Below are 14,535 nucleotides of genomic sequence, written 5' to 3'. Positions count from 1 at the left end.
GACGGAAACGCAGTTGGTGGGGAAGACGATTCAGGCGACGACGTCGAGCTCTTCGGCCCGGTGATCGAAGCCCTGGATGAACGCGATGTGGAGCAACGTCCCCTGGGCGAATGGGTTCGCGTCTTCGACGCGCTCCCCGCGTTCTGCCGCCAGGGCGCCGAGGTCAGCGGCCTCGGCCGCGGTCAATGAGGTCAGGGGCTTGATCTGGTGGTGCATGAGGAATGGGAGGTCGGGCAGTGGGACGGCAGCAGCCGCGCCGGCAGGCGCACGTGGATGGGGGCGCCTGGGCGGCGCGGCTGCAGGGGTGGGGTCTTGAGTAGGGGGTGGGCGTCCACCGCCGAGGGGAGAATCCGGGTTCCCCAACCTGGACCCCTTTGCGGGGACGCCCATGAACGATCCAAAGGACCTGGCCAAGGCGGTCAACGACGCGAGCGGCCAAGCTGCGGTCATGAACCTGCTCGTGATGGCATTGATCGCCCAGGTGCCAGACCGGGCGAAGTTGCTGAAAGACTTCGCGGAGATGGCCGAGGACACGACGATCAGAGCCATTTACTCCTCCAAGCCCGAAGCGTTTTTCCAAGCCGCGCAAGCAGCTGTGCACACCTGGACAGAGGTGATCCAGATGGACGAGGACGACGAGCGGCAGGGCTAGCCCCGGCGCCGCCCCACAGTGCCGCGAGGACGGCGGAGCGGCGTGCATTGAGGTCTGCCTGCAACTGGTGCGTGTTCTGCAGCTTCAGGAGCCCAGCGTTTGCGACACCGCTCGCGCTGACGTTGCGCATTGCCTCCAGGAACCAGCCAGTGGAGTTCGCACGCTCCCGCTTCAGCTTTGCCTGACGTGCCCTTGCCTTCTTCAAGCCGGGGGTGCGCGGGCCATGCTTCTGGGTGCTGCGCATCACGCGGCCTCCTTCGCCCGCTCACGCATGGCGTAGTCCAGGACCGGGCGGCCCTTGGGGTTGGGCCAGGCCTTGTCGGGGATGCGGCGCCAGGGCTCGTCCTGGCACAGGTCTTCGCAGACAACCATCTCGCCGTGGGCGTGGGTCGCACGCTCCACCGCCGGGCAGTACTCCGCAGGGATGCGTCCGACCTTGATCCAGTGCGAGACGTGGCCCTGCGCCTTGCCGCAGGCATGAGCCAGTGCGGTTTGGCTGCCGAGCGCCTTGACGGCGCGGTCAATCGCCGAACGCGAGGGGTGTTGGAGGTGCTGCATACAAGCCAGTTTGTACATGACTACAAACTGATTTGCAACCCTTCCAACAAACTAGTTTGTAGCATCGGGCAATGGCGTTAACCCTGTACCTGCCCAATGGCTCTCCTGACTGGTTCTCGTTGGCTGGGCGCCTGCGGTGGGCGATGGACAACGCTGGCAAGACGAACCAGAGCGCGCTGGCGCGCGAGGTCGGGGTCAAGCCACAGGCGATCCAACACTTGGTCGATGTCACCAAGGCAGCTACAGGCAGCAAACACGTAGCCGCCCTTGCTGCGGCGCTATCGGTGAGCTCAATTTGGCTGGCAACCGGCGACGGCTCGCCTGACGCCGTGGAGGTCGCGCCAAGCGCCGCCCCTGAGCCTGACGACCTGACCGAGATCGACGCCCCTCTAATGCAGGTGAGGCGGATCCCCATCGTGGGCACGGCCAAGATGGGCGATGACGGGTTCTACGAGGAGATCAGCGACATCCCTGGCGCTGGCGACGGCCACATCGAGATAGCCACCGCAGACCCGAACGCCTACGGCCTGAGGTGCCGCGGCATGAGCATGTTTCCTGCAGTGCGCGACGGCTGGTATGTCGTGATCGAGCCGAACCGTCGCCCGACCGAAGGCGAATACGTGCTCATCAAGCTCCGCGACGGCCGCAAGATGCTGAAGGAGTTGCTGTTCGAACGGCCCAGCAGCTTCGAGGTGATGTCCGTAAACCAAGCCCAGCGGTTCACGGTTGAGAAGGCCGACATGGAGAGCATCCAGGCTGTAGGACCCATCGTCCCGCCGAGCGCCTGGCGCCCAGTTTGAACGGTAGAACGGAGAAGAACATGCGAACCTTGATGATCCTTGCAACAGCGGCCCTGGCCGTCGCAGGCTGCGCCACCAAGACCGGCATCGTGCCTATCGGGGATGGGCTCTACATGGCGTCAAATATGGACACGATGGCTTGGTCGTCTGGCGTGATCAAGGCCGAGCTGTATAAGGAAGCGAACGAGTACTGCGCAAAGCAAGGAAAGTCGCTTAAGCCTGTGGCCTCGCGCGGCGATGACGCCACCCTCGCTGGGCGCTATGCGTCTGCAGAGATCCAGTTTCGGTGCGACTGAACTGGGGCCGGGCGGGAACAACGGTGACAACAGAAGTAGCCACCTGCGCGCTCTGCGACGAAGCGGCCCGACGCGCCCCTAAAGACTACGGCAACCGCTGGCACTATGCGTGTGACCACTGCGGAGACTACCTGATCTCCCGTGCTGCAGACCGACGTGTGCGCGCCGCGCCCGACAGTCTCCGGCGACACTTGTCAATGCGCGGCAAATCTGCTCCACCTGGGGAGATCATGGAGATCGTGCGGCCAGCCGCCGACGAACAGGTCAGCTTTGGGGTGCGTTATGTGTCGCGCTCCGAATCTTGATCAGGCTCCTGCAGCCCGTAAACCGCAATCCGCTCGTCGTCCTTCAACAGATCCGAGCCATCACCGCCTGCGACTTGCCGTGCACGTCTGAACGTCCACTCCGAGGGGCCGCTTAGGCCGTTGAACACCAGCAGCGAAGCTCCGGCCTCGGACACGAAGCCCTGACACCGACCGCTCGCGAAAATCTTGAACACGCGCCGCTGCGCGGCGTCAACGCCTACCCACACGGGCCGGCTGTCACTTCCATTTCCCACGAGCAGGTCCTCCGGGGGAAGGGAGTGAAGGAACGCACGCTCCGCATCTGACAGATCCATCTTTAAGCCCTATGCCCGCCGCGCGCGGGCTTTTTTGCGTCCGCCCGCGCGGCGCACAGTGAGTCTACAAGCGAGCCTGTTTATCTACAAATTCTCTTGTTGACTTTATCTACAAGTTCACTTGTAATTCTCTCACCGGCCATCCCGGCCAGCAAGGAGAGCGCATGGAACCCGTCCCCGGGCAGCACGCCCAAGTTCATCCGGCATTCGCGCCGGTGCTCGCCGCGATGAGCGGCCAGCCCACGCGAGTGCCCTACCCCCTCACCGCCGCCAATGATGAGCCGCCAGCCCTGCCGCTGACGGCCGAGGAAGAGGCGCGCGCCACCGAGCTGGCTGACGAGATCCAGCGCCTGGAAGTGCGCTCGCGCATCACGGACGACCTCACGCGGCTGATCGTGGCCATCGACTGGCGCCGCGCCGAGCTGATGGCGCTGAACCGCCGCCGACTGCTCGCCGCAGGCCTGGACCCGGTGATGTCGTTTGCCGGCCTGTTCGCCAACCTGCCCCACGAACAGTGACTCGCCTGCAGCTGGCCGTCATCGACGCCGCGCTGTTCGTGCTGGTGGCCGCCCTGGTGCTGGGCGCCACGGTCGGCAGCGACGAAGCGCCACCCCTACCACCGCCGGCCCTGCCGGCGCGCTGACCCCTTCCCTGATTCACCCGAAAGGATCTGCCGTGAGCATCCGCATTGCCCGTCCGCCGGCCGACGCCCAGGACACCGCCTATCACGATCCGCTGGACCTGCGCCCGCTGGGCCAGGCCGACGACATCGCCCCCGCCTTCCCGACCGCGCTGGACGTCATCTGCGTCGTGGCCGTCATCGTGATCTTCGCCTTCGGCGTCGGCATGTACATGCCCGAGGTGCTGGCTCTGCTCAAGGGGATCGTGCAATGAACGCCGTCGCCGAGCGCACGCCCAGCACCGAACTGGCCGCATTCAGCGGCGCCTCCGCCGGGGCGCTGCTGCTGAACGAGCCAGCCATGGCCCGCATCGAGCGCGTGGCCGATCTGATGGCCAGCGGCAAGACCACCGTGCCCCAGCATCTGCGCGGCAACACGGGCGACTGCTTCGCGATCACCCTGCAGGCCATGCAGTGGGCGATGAACCCGTTCGCGGTGGCGCAGAAGACGCACCTGGTGAACGGCACGCTCGGCTACGAAGCCCAGCTCGTGGCCGCCGTCATCAACAACAGCGGCGTCGTCAAGGACCGCTTCCACTTCGAGTGGTTCGGCCCCTGGGAGAAGATCGTCGGCCGCTTCAAAGAGGTCGAGTCCAAGACGAAGAAGGACGACAACGGCTACCCCAAGAAGTACATCGTGCCGGCATGGCAGCAGGCCGACGAGCATGGCCTGGGCGTGCGCGTGTGGGCCACGATCAAGGGCGAGAACGAGCCGCGCAAGCTGGAACTGCTGCTGACCCAGGCCCGCACCCGCAACTCCACGTTGTGGACTGAGGACCCCAAGCAGCAGCTGGCCTATCTGGCGCAGAAGCGCTGGTCGCGGCTTTACGCGCCGGACGTGATCCTCGGCGTCTACACGCCCGACGAGCTTGCCGAGCCCGCCGAGAAGTTCATGGGCCCGGCCGATGTGGTCGAGCCGCCGCCCCCGCCCGCGGCCCCCAGCTACGACCAAGCCAAGTTCGACGCCAACTTCGAGCAGTGGTCCAAGGTGATCCGCTCCGGGCGAAAGATCGCGGAGGACTTCATCCACTTCGCCGCCCAGCGCGGCGAGCCGTACACGGCCGAGCAGATCGCCAGGCTGAAGGCGGTGCAACCCGATCCCACAACTGCCGCTACGGACGTGCAGCCGAAGGACACGCACGCACCACTTGCTCAGGCAACGTCGGCACCTGCCCCGGCCGCGCCCACGAAGACCTACGCCGAGGTCGCTGCACTCATCAACGGCGCAGAGACGCAGGAAGACCTGAATGCCCTGGACGAGCACCTGGGCGCCGTGGCCGATGCACAGCACCGCGCCGAGCTGGCCAACCTCATCGAGCTGCGCCGCAACGAACTCCCCCCGTTCTGAGGTCCGCCATGCAAATCGTCTCCCTCCTGCAGGGCTCGCCCGAGTGGCATGCCCATCGCGCCAAGCACTTCAACGCCAGCGACGCGCCGGCCATGATGGGCGTCAGCCCCTACAAGACCCGGGCCGAGCTGGTGCGTGAGCGCGCTACCGGTCTGACCGCCGAGGTCGACGCCTCCCAGCAGCGCCGCTTCGACATGGGCCACCGCGCCGAGGCGCTGGCCCGCCCGCTGGCCGAGCAGATCCTGGGCGAGGAGCTGTCGCCGCTCGTAGGCGTGGCCGATGACGGGCCCTACTCGGCCAGCTACGACGGCCTGACGCTCATGGAAGACCAAGCCTTCGAGCACAAGGCCCTCAACGACACGCTGCGCGCGGCCATGGTCGAAGGCTGCACCGGCGCGGACCTGCCCATGCCCTACCAGGTGCAGATGGAACACCAGTGCATGGTCTGTCCCTCCATCGAGCGCGTGCTGTTCATGGCTTCCAAGTGGGCTGACGACGGCACGCTGATCGAAGAGCGCCACTGCTTCTACAAGCCCAACTTCTCGCTACGCACCCACATCATTGCCGGCTGGGATCAGTTGGAGAAGGACGTGGCCGCCTACGTGCCCACGCCCGCCGCAGCGCCGGCGCCCGTGGCCAAGATCGTCGCCAGTCTGCCCGTGGTGCTGGACATGCGCGTCGAAGGGCGCCTCGTGTCCTGCAACCTGGAGCAGTACAAGCCCGCCGCGCTGGCCTATATCGCCTCGATCAACACTGAGCTGACGACCGACCAGGACTTCGCAGATGCGGACGCTGATGCCAAGTTCTGCCGCGAATCGGCCTCCAAGCTCAAGCTCGCCATCGAGCAGGCGCTGGGCCAGATGGGCGACATCAACACCGCCATCAGTACAGTGCGCGAGATCGCCACCGCCTTTGACGCGAAGGGCCTCGCGCTGGAAAAGCTGGTCAAGTCCGAGAAGGAGGCCCGACGCGACGCCATCGTCAGCAGGGCCATCGCCGCGCAGCGCGATCACGCTGCAGCGCTGGTGAAGCGCCTGGGCGGCGACTACCTGCCCGCGCTCCCCTCAGACTTCGCGGGTGCGGTGAAGGGCAAGCGCAACCTGGACAGCATGGAAGACGCCGTGTCGACCGTCCTGGCCCAGTACAAGATCACCGCGAACGAGGCCGCCGACCGCATCGACGCGAATCTGAAGCTCCTGGCCGAGCACCAGAAGTTCGCGGGTCTGTTCCCGGACGTGAAGGCGCTGGTGCAGAAGCAAATGGACGACCTGCGCGCCGTGATCTCGTCGCGCATCGCCCAGCATGAGGCAGAACAATGGGCGGCACAGGAGCAAATGCGCGTCCGCATCGCCGCAGAGGAACGCGCAAAGGCCGAAGCCGATGCGCGCGCCGAGCAGGACCGCCTCAATGCTGCGGCCGAAGCCGAGCGCGTGCGCCAACTGGAGGCCGAGCGGGTCCGCATCCGCGCTGAGGAGGAAGAGCGCGCCCGACGCACGCAGGCAGCCATCGAGGCCGAGCGCAAGTTGCAGCAACCCGTCGTCGCTCCTGCGCCTGCTCCCACTCCCGCTCCTGCGGCTGCACTGGTGCCGGCCCCGCTGCTCGCACCCGTGGCCACTGCGCCCGCCGCGAACGAAGTCCAGCCCGCCGGCGTCCCGAGCCTGCGCATCGGCGCGATCGCCGAGCGCCTGGGCTTCGCCGTCACGCGCGTGCAGCTGGAGTCCATGGGCATCCAGCCCGCGACGCTCGATCGCGGCCTGCCGGTCTACCACGAAGCGCAGTTCCCGGCCATCTGTGACGCCGTGGCCGTCCGCGCCATGCAGGCCAAGGCTGCGCACCAGCAGCGCTTGGCCGCCTGATTCCTTTCCCACCACCTGGAGCCCACCATGCCCCGCCCCTTCACCGCCCCCGCGCCCGTCAGCGACAAGCCCTACGTCCCCATCCCCGCCACAAAGGTCGACTCCAACCAGGTGGCCAGCATCGGCTACGACGCCAGCACCAAGACCCTGGCCCTGACCTTCACGCGCGGGCCGGGCCACATCTACCACTACCCCAACGTCGAGGCCAAGACCCACGCGGACTTCATGGCCGCCGAGTCGAAGGGCAAGTTCTTCGGCGAGCACATCAAGCCGCTGCCCTTCGACAAGTTCGCCGCGCCCAGCGGTGACGAAGACCAGCCGGCCGACGCCAGCGCCTGAGCCCTCCACTCATCCCATCCCGCAACCAGTCCACACGAAAGGACCTCATCCCATGGAAAACCGCCGCACCCCTTCCGGCCTAGCCTCGCTGCTGGCCGTCAGCCTCCTCGCCGCAGCCACTGCGCCACGCAGCACCGCCGAAACGCAGGGCCTGAAGCGCAATGGCGCCGACCGCGAAGACGCGGGCGCCGATCCACTCGCCGACTTCTTCCTCAACGTGGGCTGCTGCTGCGCGGCCTGCGAGTCCCGCCGCGTGCCCCCGGCTGTCGCTGCGGCAGCGGAAGCGCAGGCGCAGGCGCAGGCGCAGGCGCAGGCGCAGGACGCGCAGCATGACACCAGCGCCGCAGCGCCCCGGCCGTCGCTGGCGTCGCTGGAGAAGGCCTTGGAACTGCTGACCGCGGCCGAGAAGGAACTGCACAAGCAGCCGGTGATCACCGCGGTCCGCAACGCCGGCCCCACCGGCAATCTCTCGTGGCAAGCGGCGGTCACGGGCCTCTCCTCCTCGATCTACGCCGTCCGCGCCTTCCAAGAGTCCGCGGCCTGATCGCTCGCGCCTGGCTGCCGGGCGCGCCCCTTCCCCCCACCCCTGAAAGGCAACGATGCCCGAAGCCCTGAAGTCCCCCACGCCGGCCGCGCGCCGGCAGAGCTTCTCCGAGTTCCTGGAGGCGCTCGATTACGGCGCCATCTCGGATGAAGCCACGCACGAGCTGAACGAGCTGGTGCACGCCTGCACCGAGACCGGCAAGACCGGCGAGATCACCCTGACCATCAAGATCAAGCCGGTCGGCAAGGCCGGCCAGGTCGAGCTGGACAGCGACGTGAAGGTGAAGAAGCCGAAGCCCGTGCGCGGCAAGACGCTGATGTTCGCCACGCCCGACAACAACCTCCAACGCGAGGACCCCCGCCAGCGCACGCTGGACGGCGTGCGCACCGTGGCCGACGAAACGCGGCCCGTGCGCGCCGTCTCCTGATCGCGGCCCCGCCGCGCATCCATCCCCACCACTCCCTCACCACACCCCATGTCCGACAAGACCATCATCCACAGCGACGTGCCCGCCGCCCTTGCGGCCGGCGCCGCCTCGGTCGGCATCAAGACCGTCGACCTCGCATCGCTCAAGGGCCAAGCGCCCTATGCCATCGTGCCCGAAGGCTACGAGCTGCAGGAGTGCACCGACTTCCTGCTGCAGCCCATCCGCAAGGCCGGCACCACGAAGCTGAACGACGCCGCCAGCTTCATCGCCGTGGTCAACGACCAGAAGGGCGAGGCCACGCGCCTCTACTCCACGGTCAACCCGCCCACCTTCCTGGCCGTCTTCAACGACACCTCCGCCGAGCCCGGCTGGCGTGACCACCGCGCGAGCTACAACGCGCCGCTGTCGCCCGAGTGGCAGATCTGGCTGGGCTCCTCCGGAAAGGCCTGCAGTCAAACCGACTTCGCCGCGTTCATCGAGGCCAACATGCTGGACATCATCGAGCCCGAAGGCGCGGTGATGCTGGAGGTGTCGCGTTCGCTCGAAGCCAAAAAGAAAGTGGAGTTCGCTTCGAGCATCCGCCTGTCCGACGGCAGCGTGCAGTTCAACTACGAGGAGGACATCCAGGGCTCGGCGCACAAGGGCCAGCTGAAGGTGCCCGAGGTGTTCGTCCTGGCCATCCCCGTTTTCGAGAACGGTGAACCGTGGCGCGTCGAAGCCAAGCTGCGCTACCGCATCAACGACGGCGGCAAGCTGGCGATCTGGTACGAGCTGGTGCGCCCGCACAAGGTCATCGAGGCTGCGGTGAAGGACCTGCGCGCCAAGATCGCCGAGGGCACCGGCCTGGACATCCTCGTCGGGGCGCCGGCCTGATGCAGACGCGGCCAGCCGAGCACGTGCGCGCGCGGCGGCTGGCCGCCTTGCGCCGCCGGCTCAAGCACCTCGAAACGCGCATCGCCGCTAACAGCGGTCACGGCTCATACGACCGCGCTGAGGCCGCAGCCCTGCGCTGGGCCCTCGACATCCTGGAAAGCCTCCCATGACGCCCGAACAACTCGAAGCGCTTGCCAAGCAGTGCGGCGCGACCCTCTACAGCCCTCCGCCCATGCGTGCGGTGCGCGGCTGGTCGTTCACCCACGAGCAGCTGGCGGCCTTCGCTGACGCACTGGCTGCACAGCCCGAAGGCTCGCCCGGCTGGTGGCTCAAACATGTGTCTGCCGACGACATCGTGGAGTTCCTTCGCGACGACGCCGGCATGCGCGGCATCGTCATGGGCGAGTTGATGGAAGGGCGCCAGCCCACGGTCGAGCCAAAGGGGCCGCCATCCGAAGGCGTGGCGCACTTCCACTACCGGCTGGATGCCGCCAGCGGCTACGAGCAAACGGGCGTCTACCAAGACATCACGGCCGAGAAATTCGGCAACCTCATCGGCGTGTTGGAAGGCAAGCTGACCGTCGCTGACGCTGCACAGTCCGCACCGGCCGCCGTGGAGCAGGCCCCAGCACCTGTTTCTGCTTTCGCAGTGCCGGACGACGTGACGCTGCTGAAGGCGTACAGCCGCGCCGCCCATGGCCGCCACTTGGCACCGCAGGACCGCGCCACCTTCCTGCGTTACGCGCGCATCGGCATCGCAGCAGACCGTGCCCGCACCAGCGGCTCCAGCAAGGTAGGCAGTGCGGCATGAGCTGGGAGACGAAGCAATCGATGCTGGACCGCGGCATCGAGCTGATGCGCCAGTTCTGCGCACCGAATGGCCTGCTCGTGCCGCCCGTCGTCACAGTCGAACGGCGCATCTGGGCCTTCGACGCCTGCGCCTACTACCGCCCCATCGAGATCCGCATCTGCGTCGACAAGTGCGCCTCCATCGGGTTCGCCGGCATGCAGTGGTCCTTCCCGGGCCACTCGGTCGACCGGACCCCCTATGGCGTGATTGCGCACGAGCTGGGCCACCATGTGGACATGACGCGCAGCACCAGGCGCGATCGGTACCGCGGCGACTACAGCATCGGCATTCGCAAGCGCAGCGGCAACGAGCAGCCCCTGACCTCCTACTGCCCGGACGACGGCGAATGGTTCGCCGAGATGTTCCGTCTCTTCGTGACGAACCCCGAACTTCTCCAGAAGCTGCGCCCCAGGACCCACGCGCTTCTGGCAGCCGACTTCAAGCCAGTCTTTGAGGACGGCTGGCGTGAGCGATTGGCCGGCGCACCGGACCGCACCATCCTTTCCATCGAGCGCAAGCTGGCGGCGAAGCCCGCGCGCGCAGCACGCACCGAGGAGCTCTTCCATGGCTGAGAACAGCAAGATCGAGTGGACGGACCACACGTTCAACCCCTGGACTGGCTGCACGAAGGTCAGCGACGGCTGCGACCTCTGCTATGCGGAGGGCTGGAGCAAGCGCGCCGGTGCGAAGGTCGGCAAGTGGGGCCCGGGCGCGCCCCGCGTGCGCACCACGCCGGCCAACTGGGCGAAGCCGATCAAGTGGGATGCCCAGGCCAAGGCTGAGGGCCTGCGCTTCCGTGTGTTCTGCGCCTCCCTCGCCGACGTCTTTGACAACGAGGTGGACCCAGCTTGGCGCCGCGACCTGTTCAAGTTGATCGCCGAAACCCCGAATCTTGACTGGCTATTGCTGACCAAGCGCGTCGGGAATGTGATCCGGCTGGTCGATGAGATTGCCGACCTGCCGCGCCCAGGAAGTCATGCAGGCGACCTGCTCGCCCACCAGTGGCGCACCGGCAACCCGCCGAAGAACGTCTGGCTGGGCGCCACCATCTGCAACCAGCCCGAGGCCGACCGCGATATCTCGAAGTTGCTGGCCGTGCCCGCCACGAAGCGGTTCCTATCGATGGAGCCGCTGCTGGGGCCGGTGAGCTTCGAGGGCCTTTTCGCCAACCGAGGCAATCCGGCTGACGGCACCAACGTGCTGGAGGCCTTGGATTGGGTGATCGTCGGCGGCGAGAGCGGCCACAGCGCGAGGCCCATGCATCCGGACTGGGCCCGCTGTCTGCGCGACCAGTGCGCCCAGGCGGGCGTGCCATTCCTCTTCAAGCAGTGGGGCGAGTGGCAAATCGCGTCAGAGGCCAATGGTCACTTCGACAGCGACATGAGCCGCAACGCAGCTATCTGGCTGGACGTCGACGGCAAGACTGCGAAGCCGAGCTCCACGGGTCTGCGGAATGCCTATGCAATGGTCAAGGTAGGCAAGAAGGCCGCCGGCCGCCTGCTGGACGGCCTCACCTGGGATGGGGTGCCGTCATGACCACGCAGCGCCAACGCCGCCGCAAGCTGAACGTGGATCGGGAGTTCTCCATCGCACTGAGCGCGATCTTGCGCATAGAGGCGAAGGCCATAGGCGCTCGCATGGTGGAGTCCATCAACGAACACAACCGGAAGTTGCTGGAGCAGCGGCTTCGCCCCTTCACGTTCTCCGGCGCTGAACTCCGCGACATTGCTCGGTGCTCAATTCCAAGCCCACAGAGCGAGGTGGCGTCATGAGTATCCCGACGGTCGAAGACGGCAAGGTGCGCGACCTGTGCGCGGGCCGTGAGGAGTGGCGTGTCATCAAGGGCGACGGCATCGTCATGTGGTTCAACCGCAATAACAGCCTGGACCCTGAGCGGGAAGCTCGCGCCTGGCTGGCCGAACACCAGCGCGACTACCCCGAGCGGTTCGCCGGCTACGTGGTGGAGCGCGCCGTGGTGCAGACGCCCCTGCAGCGCGCGGCCATGGCCCTTCTGGCCGAGCGCGATGCGCTGGCTCAGGAGGTGCAGCGACTGCGCGAGGAGGCAGGGTCATGAAGGTCAAGACCACCACGCCCACCGAGAAGCCCGTGCGCATCCAGCTCAGCCGCGCCAAGGGTTGGCGGATGCCCGAGAACAAGGTGAAGGTCGACCGCTCTACCCGCTGGGGCAACCCATGGACGGCCGAGAATTCCGGGCGCACCGATCCCGTGCTTCGCTTCGCCTGTGAAACCGCGCCGCTGCTCGACTTGACGCCACTGCGCGGCAAGAACCTCGCATGCTGGTGCAAGCCCGGGGCATCCTGCCATGCCGACGTGCTGCTGGAGCTGGCCAACGCGCCAGCGGAGGCCCCTCAATGACCACCGAAGCCTACCCCCTCCACTGGCCAGCCAGCCGGAAGCGCACCAACCGCTGGGACCGCGAACGCGCCAAGTTCGAGGTGACGTTTACCCGAGCCCGCGACAACATCGTTGCCGAGATCGGCCGCCTCGCAGGCCGCTGGCCAGACCCGGCCATCGTCCTGAGCACGAACATCGCACTGCGCCGCGATGGCCTGCCGCTGGCCAATCAGCGCGCCCCTGCCGACCCTGGCGTCGCGGTGTACTTCCTCTACAAGAAGCGGCAGGTCGTCTTCGCCTGCGACCGATGGGAGAAAGTCGAACACAACATGCAGGCGATCGCGAAGACGATCGAAGCGCTGCGCGGCATCGCTCGATGGGGGACGGGTGACATGCTGGAGGCCGCATTCACCGGCTTCGCCGCCTTGCCCGCGCCGGCGCCCGCCGCCTGGCGCGAGGTCTTCGGCGCCGAGGTGGCGACCCGCGCGCAGTTGCAGGAAGCCTATCGCCGCCTGGCTGGGCTCCACCATCCTGACCGTGGCGGCGACGCCAGCAAGATGGCGCAACTGAACGCGGCCCGGGACGAAGCGCTGAAGGACCTGCCGGAATGACCGCTCTACTCGTCCAGGTCGTATCGCATCTGCACCTCGCGGATGACGCGCGCCACGTCCAGCCGCCAGCCGCTGGGCGGCACAGCCGTGCGGATCGTCCAGTTCGGCGCCTCGTCGCCATGGCCGCCAGTGCCCACCACCGCGCCACGATGGATGTCGGTCTCAAGCCCTTCAAGGCCGGGAAGCCGCTCGACCCGTTCGAGCACGAGGCGGTGCAGTTCTCCAGCGGTGCGGGTCGGTTTGGCCATGGAGTGCGAGTATGAACCGCCATTCCGCCGTGGACACCACGAAGCAGCCTGCGAACGAAGCCCGCTTCGAACTGGTCCTCTCTCCTGCCGAGCTGGTCGAGGTGAGCGGCGGCTACCGCCGACCCCACGAGCAGCACGAGGAACTGCTGCGCCAGGGATTCTGGCGGGCGCGGCGCTCGCGGGTCACCGGCGAGGTGATCCTCGAGCGCGCCCACTACCTGGCCGTGTGCGCTGGCGGCACCTGCGCCAGAGAATCCATCGGCCAATCCGAGCCCCGCCTACGTCCTGTCACCCGATGAAGCCCCAGCCCACCCCCAGGAAGAAGCGCGCCGCATTGCCGGCCGGGGTGTTCGAGAAGCACGGCGCCTTCTACCGCGTCAGGGCCGACGGCGCCAAGCGGCGCTGGATCCGCCTGTCCGCCGTCAAGGACGGCCTGCCGGCCATGTACGCGGCCCTGGCCAAGCTGGGCGCAGCCGAGCTCTCCGGCGACGATCGCATGCCCAAGGTGTGCGAGGACTGGATGAAGGAGATCGGCAGCCGGCACAAGCCGAAGACCCAGGCCAACGACCGCACGCACAACCGCGTGATCTCCGAGGCCTTCGCCGAGTTCAAGGCGGCCCAGATCACGCCCAAGGTGGTGGCCGAGTTCCTGGCCCAGTTCCGCAGCATGCCGCGCAGCTACAACGCCTACCGCACGGCGCTGCGGGAGCGCCTGCGTTACGCCGAGTCGAAGGACATGCGACCGCCCGGCTCCAATCCCGTCGACTCGGTACCCACGATGGCCACCAAGGCCCGCACGCGCTACCTGACCGACTCCGAGGTGCGCCGCATCAAGGCCGCGGCCATGCGAGGCAAGGACGGCCTGCGCACGCGCTCCGGCTTCACCATCTGCTGCCTGATGGACATGGCCTACCTGACAGGCCAGCGCATCGGCGACCTGCTTTCCCTGTCGTGGTCGGACATCCGCCAGGACGGGATCCACTTCGAGCCCAGCAAGACCGAGGACAGCACCGGCGTGCGCATCACGATCAAGTGGACGCCGCGCCTGAAAGCGCTGGTGGAACGGCTGAAGAACCCGCCCGCCCTGCCAGGCAAGGACGGCGAGCCCGGCAAGGTGAAGCCGGTCAGCTCGATCTGGGTGTTCAGCAAGCTCAACGGCCAGCGCTACACCTACGACGGCGCATCGACAGCCTGGACGCGGGCCCGGGAGCGGGCCGGCGTGAAGAACGCACACTTCCACGACCTGCGCGCGAAGGCGCTGACGGACGTCGAAGAGGTGGAGGGCATCCGCAAGGCCCAGCGCATGGGCGGCCACTCCACCGAGTCGCAGACCGCCGACTACGTGCGCCAGAAGAAGGCCCGGCAGGTAGGCGCGACGAGGTAGCGAAGCTGTCTAACTTCGCTTTCTGCTTCCCTCGGAAGTCGGCCGAAAAGCGGGCCTCCAGAAGTTAGACAGAAACGACCTAAGTCGTTGATTTTC

Annotated in this window: 24 protein-coding genes; 21 read left to right on the top strand and 3 right to left on the bottom strand. The window is 67.1% G+C overall.

Translation table 11 applies throughout. From position 1 onward, the window contains the following. Nucleotides 1-30: 30 nt before the first annotated feature. Complete coding sequence (locus tag ABIC63_RS10445; RefSeq protein WP_354319686.1) at nt 31-216, bottom strand: hypothetical protein; 186 nt, start codon at nt 214-216, stop codon at nt 31-33. Nucleotides 217-388: 172 nt separating this feature from the next. On the opposite strand from ABIC63_RS10445, the gene ABIC63_RS10440 reads away from it, so the two are divergent. Next, nucleotides 389-652, top strand: a complete 264-nt coding sequence (locus ABIC63_RS10440; protein WP_354319685.1) for a hypothetical protein — start codon at nt 389-391, stop codon at nt 650-652. Nucleotides 653-895: 243 nt separating this feature from the next. Here ABIC63_RS10440 and ABIC63_RS10435 read toward each other — a convergent pair whose 3' ends face one another. After that, entirely contained in the window at nt 896-1,210 is a 315-nt protein-coding gene (locus tag ABIC63_RS10435; RefSeq protein ID WP_354319684.1) for a YdaS family helix-turn-helix protein, read from the bottom strand. Between the two features lie 71 nt (nt 1,211-1,281). Between ABIC63_RS10435 and ABIC63_RS10430 the strand changes: the two genes are divergently transcribed. The 18 genes from ABIC63_RS10430 (at nt 1,282) to ABIC63_RS10345 (ending at nt 12,807) form a co-directional block, all read left to right on the top strand. Continuing rightward, on the top strand, nt 1,282-2,010 hold the full coding sequence (locus tag ABIC63_RS10430; protein ID WP_354319683.1) for a S24 family peptidase: 729 nt from the start codon (nt 1,282-1,284) through the stop codon (nt 2,008-2,010). 20 nt (nt 2,011-2,030) lie between these two features. Continuing rightward, nucleotides 2,031-2,306, top strand: a complete 276-nt coding sequence (locus ABIC63_RS10425) for a hypothetical protein (RefSeq protein ID WP_354319682.1) — start codon at nt 2,031-2,033, stop codon at nt 2,304-2,306. 783 nt (nt 2,307-3,089) lie between these two features. Next, nucleotides 3,090-3,443, top strand: a complete 354-nt coding sequence (locus tag ABIC63_RS10420) for a hypothetical protein (protein WP_354319681.1) — start codon at nt 3,090-3,092, stop codon at nt 3,441-3,443. Next, nucleotides 3,440-3,568: a hypothetical protein gene (locus ABIC63_RS10415; RefSeq protein ID WP_354319680.1), complete on the top strand. Its 129-nt coding sequence runs from the start codon at nt 3,440-3,442 to the stop codon at nt 3,566-3,568. The genes ABIC63_RS10420 and ABIC63_RS10415 overlap by 4 nt, the downstream gene beginning before the upstream one ends. Before the next feature lie 32 nt (nt 3,569-3,600). Continuing rightward, a complete protein-coding gene (locus ABIC63_RS10410) occupies nt 3,601-3,819 on the top strand; it encodes a hypothetical protein (protein WP_354319679.1) in 219 nt (72 codons plus the stop codon). Next, nucleotides 3,816-4,952: a RecT family recombinase gene (locus ABIC63_RS10405; RefSeq protein ID WP_354319678.1), complete on the top strand. Its 1,137-nt coding sequence runs from the start codon at nt 3,816-3,818 to the stop codon at nt 4,950-4,952. The genes ABIC63_RS10410 and ABIC63_RS10405 overlap by 4 nt, the downstream gene beginning before the upstream one ends. Nucleotides 4,953-4,960: 8 nt before the next feature. Further along, a complete protein-coding gene (locus ABIC63_RS10400; protein ID WP_354319677.1) occupies nt 4,961-6,808 on the top strand; it encodes a lambda-exonuclease family protein in 1,848 nt (615 codons plus the stop codon). A 27-nt stretch (nt 6,809-6,835) separates the two neighbouring features. Beyond that, complete coding sequence (locus ABIC63_RS10395) at nt 6,836-7,147, top strand: KTSC domain-containing protein (protein ID WP_354319676.1); 312 nt, start codon at nt 6,836-6,838, stop codon at nt 7,145-7,147. A 52-nt stretch (nt 7,148-7,199) separates the two neighbouring features. Further along, nucleotides 7,200-7,691 carry a hypothetical protein gene (locus ABIC63_RS10390; RefSeq protein ID WP_354319675.1) on the top strand — a complete coding sequence of 164 codons (492 nt, stop codon included), beginning with the start codon at nt 7,200-7,202 and terminating at the stop codon, nt 7,689-7,691. A gap of 55 nt (nt 7,692-7,746) precedes the next feature. Next, nucleotides 7,747-8,118, top strand: a complete 372-nt coding sequence (locus ABIC63_RS10385; protein WP_354319674.1) for a YfdP family phage-associated protein — start codon at nt 7,747-7,749, stop codon at nt 8,116-8,118. Nucleotides 8,119-8,166: 48 nt separating this feature from the next. Then, on the top strand, nt 8,167-8,991 hold the full coding sequence (locus ABIC63_RS10380) for a DUF2303 family protein (RefSeq protein WP_354319673.1): 825 nt from the start codon (nt 8,167-8,169) through the stop codon (nt 8,989-8,991). A 166-nt stretch (nt 8,992-9,157) separates the two neighbouring features. Further along, entirely contained in the window at nt 9,158-9,802 is a 645-nt protein-coding gene (locus ABIC63_RS10375; protein ID WP_354319672.1) for a hypothetical protein, read from the top strand. Nucleotides 9,803-9,822: 20 nt separating this feature from the next. Further along, nucleotides 9,823-10,413 (top strand): hypothetical protein, encoded by a 591-nt coding sequence (locus ABIC63_RS10370; RefSeq protein WP_354319671.1) that lies wholly within the window; start codon nt 9,823-9,825, stop codon nt 10,411-10,413. After that, a complete protein-coding gene (locus ABIC63_RS10365) occupies nt 10,406-11,377 on the top strand; it encodes a phage Gp37/Gp68 family protein (RefSeq protein WP_354319670.1) in 972 nt (323 codons plus the stop codon). The genes ABIC63_RS10370 and ABIC63_RS10365 overlap by 8 nt, the downstream gene beginning before the upstream one ends. After that, a complete protein-coding gene (locus tag ABIC63_RS10360) occupies nt 11,374-11,613 on the top strand; it encodes a hypothetical protein (RefSeq protein WP_354319669.1) in 240 nt (79 codons plus the stop codon). The genes ABIC63_RS10365 and ABIC63_RS10360 overlap by 4 nt, the downstream gene beginning before the upstream one ends. Beyond that, nucleotides 11,610-11,915 (top strand): hypothetical protein, encoded by a 306-nt coding sequence (locus ABIC63_RS10355; protein ID WP_354319668.1) that lies wholly within the window; start codon nt 11,610-11,612, stop codon nt 11,913-11,915. The genes ABIC63_RS10360 and ABIC63_RS10355 overlap by 4 nt, the downstream gene beginning before the upstream one ends. Further along, on the top strand, nt 11,912-12,217 hold the full coding sequence (locus tag ABIC63_RS10350) for a DUF4326 domain-containing protein (RefSeq protein WP_354319667.1): 306 nt from the start codon (nt 11,912-11,914) through the stop codon (nt 12,215-12,217). The genes ABIC63_RS10355 and ABIC63_RS10350 overlap by 4 nt, the downstream gene beginning before the upstream one ends. Next, complete coding sequence (locus tag ABIC63_RS10345; RefSeq protein ID WP_304305834.1) at nt 12,214-12,807, top strand: J domain-containing protein; 594 nt, start codon at nt 12,214-12,216, stop codon at nt 12,805-12,807. Before ABIC63_RS10350 ends, ABIC63_RS10345 begins: the two co-directional genes overlap by 4 nt. A gap of 5 nt (nt 12,808-12,812) precedes the next feature. Here ABIC63_RS10345 and ABIC63_RS10340 read toward each other — a convergent pair whose 3' ends face one another. Further along, a complete protein-coding gene (locus ABIC63_RS10340; RefSeq protein WP_304305835.1) occupies nt 12,813-13,055 on the bottom strand; it encodes a hypothetical protein in 243 nt (80 codons plus the stop codon). Between the two features lie 11 nt (nt 13,056-13,066). On the opposite strand from ABIC63_RS10340, the gene ABIC63_RS10335 reads away from it, so the two are divergent. Both ABIC63_RS10335 and ABIC63_RS10330 read left to right on the top strand, forming a co-directional pair. Further along, complete coding sequence (locus ABIC63_RS10335; protein WP_304305836.1) at nt 13,067-13,354, top strand: hypothetical protein; 288 nt, start codon at nt 13,067-13,069, stop codon at nt 13,352-13,354. Continuing rightward, entirely contained in the window at nt 13,351-14,439 is a 1,089-nt protein-coding gene (locus ABIC63_RS10330; RefSeq protein ID WP_354319666.1) for a tyrosine-type recombinase/integrase, read from the top strand. The genes ABIC63_RS10335 and ABIC63_RS10330 overlap by 4 nt, the downstream gene beginning before the upstream one ends. Nucleotides 14,440-14,535: the final 96 nt, after the last annotated feature.

This window comes from Pseudacidovorax sp. 1753, from assembly GCF_040544975.1.
Taxonomy (GTDB): Bacteria; Pseudomonadota; Gammaproteobacteria; order Burkholderiales; family Burkholderiaceae_C; genus Xenophilus.
The sequence above is the reverse complement of the archived record's forward strand: the minus strand, read 5'-3'. Positions and strand labels throughout refer to the sequence as shown.

Excerpts from the sequence above, each read along its gene's own strand:
- ABIC63_RS10365 (WP_354319670.1), top strand. The coding sequence starts at position 10,406 with ATGGCTGAGAACAGCAAGATCGAGTGGACGGACCACACGTTCAACCCC.
- ABIC63_RS10420 (WP_354319681.1), top strand. The coding sequence starts at position 3,090 with ATGGAACCCGTCCCCGGGCAGCACGCCCAAGTTCATCCGGCATTCGCG.
- ABIC63_RS10435 (WP_354319684.1), bottom strand. The coding sequence starts at position 1,210 with ATGCAGCACCTCCAACACCCCTCGCGTTCGGCGATTGACCGCGCCGTC.
- ABIC63_RS10385 (WP_354319674.1), top strand. The coding sequence starts at position 7,747 with ATGCCCGAAGCCCTGAAGTCCCCCACGCCGGCCGCGCGCCGGCAGAGC.
- ABIC63_RS10395 (WP_354319676.1), top strand. The coding sequence starts at position 6,836 with ATGCCCCGCCCCTTCACCGCCCCCGCGCCCGTCAGCGACAAGCCCTAC.
- ABIC63_RS10360 (WP_354319669.1), top strand. The coding sequence starts at position 11,374 with ATGACCACGCAGCGCCAACGCCGCCGCAAGCTGAACGTGGATCGGGAG.
- ABIC63_RS10400 (WP_354319677.1), top strand. The coding sequence starts at position 4,961 with ATGCAAATCGTCTCCCTCCTGCAGGGCTCGCCCGAGTGGCATGCCCAT.
- ABIC63_RS10425 (WP_354319682.1), top strand. The coding sequence starts at position 2,031 with ATGCGAACCTTGATGATCCTTGCAACAGCGGCCCTGGCCGTCGCAGGC.
- ABIC63_RS10350 (WP_354319667.1), top strand. The coding sequence starts at position 11,912 with ATGAAGGTCAAGACCACCACGCCCACCGAGAAGCCCGTGCGCATCCAG.
- ABIC63_RS10330 (WP_354319666.1), top strand. The coding sequence starts at position 13,351 with ATGAAGCCCCAGCCCACCCCCAGGAAGAAGCGCGCCGCATTGCCGGCC.
- ABIC63_RS10370 (WP_354319671.1), top strand. The coding sequence starts at position 9,823 with ATGCTGGACCGCGGCATCGAGCTGATGCGCCAGTTCTGCGCACCGAAT.
- ABIC63_RS10380 (WP_354319673.1), top strand. The coding sequence starts at position 8,167 with ATGTCCGACAAGACCATCATCCACAGCGACGTGCCCGCCGCCCTTGCG.
- ABIC63_RS10355 (WP_354319668.1), top strand. The coding sequence starts at position 11,610 with ATGAGTATCCCGACGGTCGAAGACGGCAAGGTGCGCGACCTGTGCGCG.
- ABIC63_RS10340 (WP_304305835.1), bottom strand. The coding sequence starts at position 13,055 with ATGGCCAAACCGACCCGCACCGCTGGAGAACTGCACCGCCTCGTGCTC.
- ABIC63_RS10390 (WP_354319675.1), top strand. The coding sequence starts at position 7,200 with ATGGAAAACCGCCGCACCCCTTCCGGCCTAGCCTCGCTGCTGGCCGTC.
- ABIC63_RS10345 (WP_304305834.1), top strand. The coding sequence starts at position 12,214 with ATGACCACCGAAGCCTACCCCCTCCACTGGCCAGCCAGCCGGAAGCGC.
- ABIC63_RS10430 (WP_354319683.1), top strand. The coding sequence starts at position 1,282 with ATGGCGTTAACCCTGTACCTGCCCAATGGCTCTCCTGACTGGTTCTCG.
- ABIC63_RS10445 (WP_354319686.1), bottom strand. The coding sequence starts at position 216 with ATGCACCACCAGATCAAGCCCCTGACCTCATTGACCGCGGCCGAGGCC.
- ABIC63_RS10335 (WP_304305836.1), top strand. The coding sequence starts at position 13,067 with ATGAACCGCCATTCCGCCGTGGACACCACGAAGCAGCCTGCGAACGAA.
- ABIC63_RS10375 (WP_354319672.1), top strand. The coding sequence starts at position 9,158 with ATGACGCCCGAACAACTCGAAGCGCTTGCCAAGCAGTGCGGCGCGACC.
- ABIC63_RS10405 (WP_354319678.1), top strand. The coding sequence starts at position 3,816 with ATGAACGCCGTCGCCGAGCGCACGCCCAGCACCGAACTGGCCGCATTC.
- ABIC63_RS10440 (WP_354319685.1), top strand. The coding sequence starts at position 389 with ATGAACGATCCAAAGGACCTGGCCAAGGCGGTCAACGACGCGAGCGGC.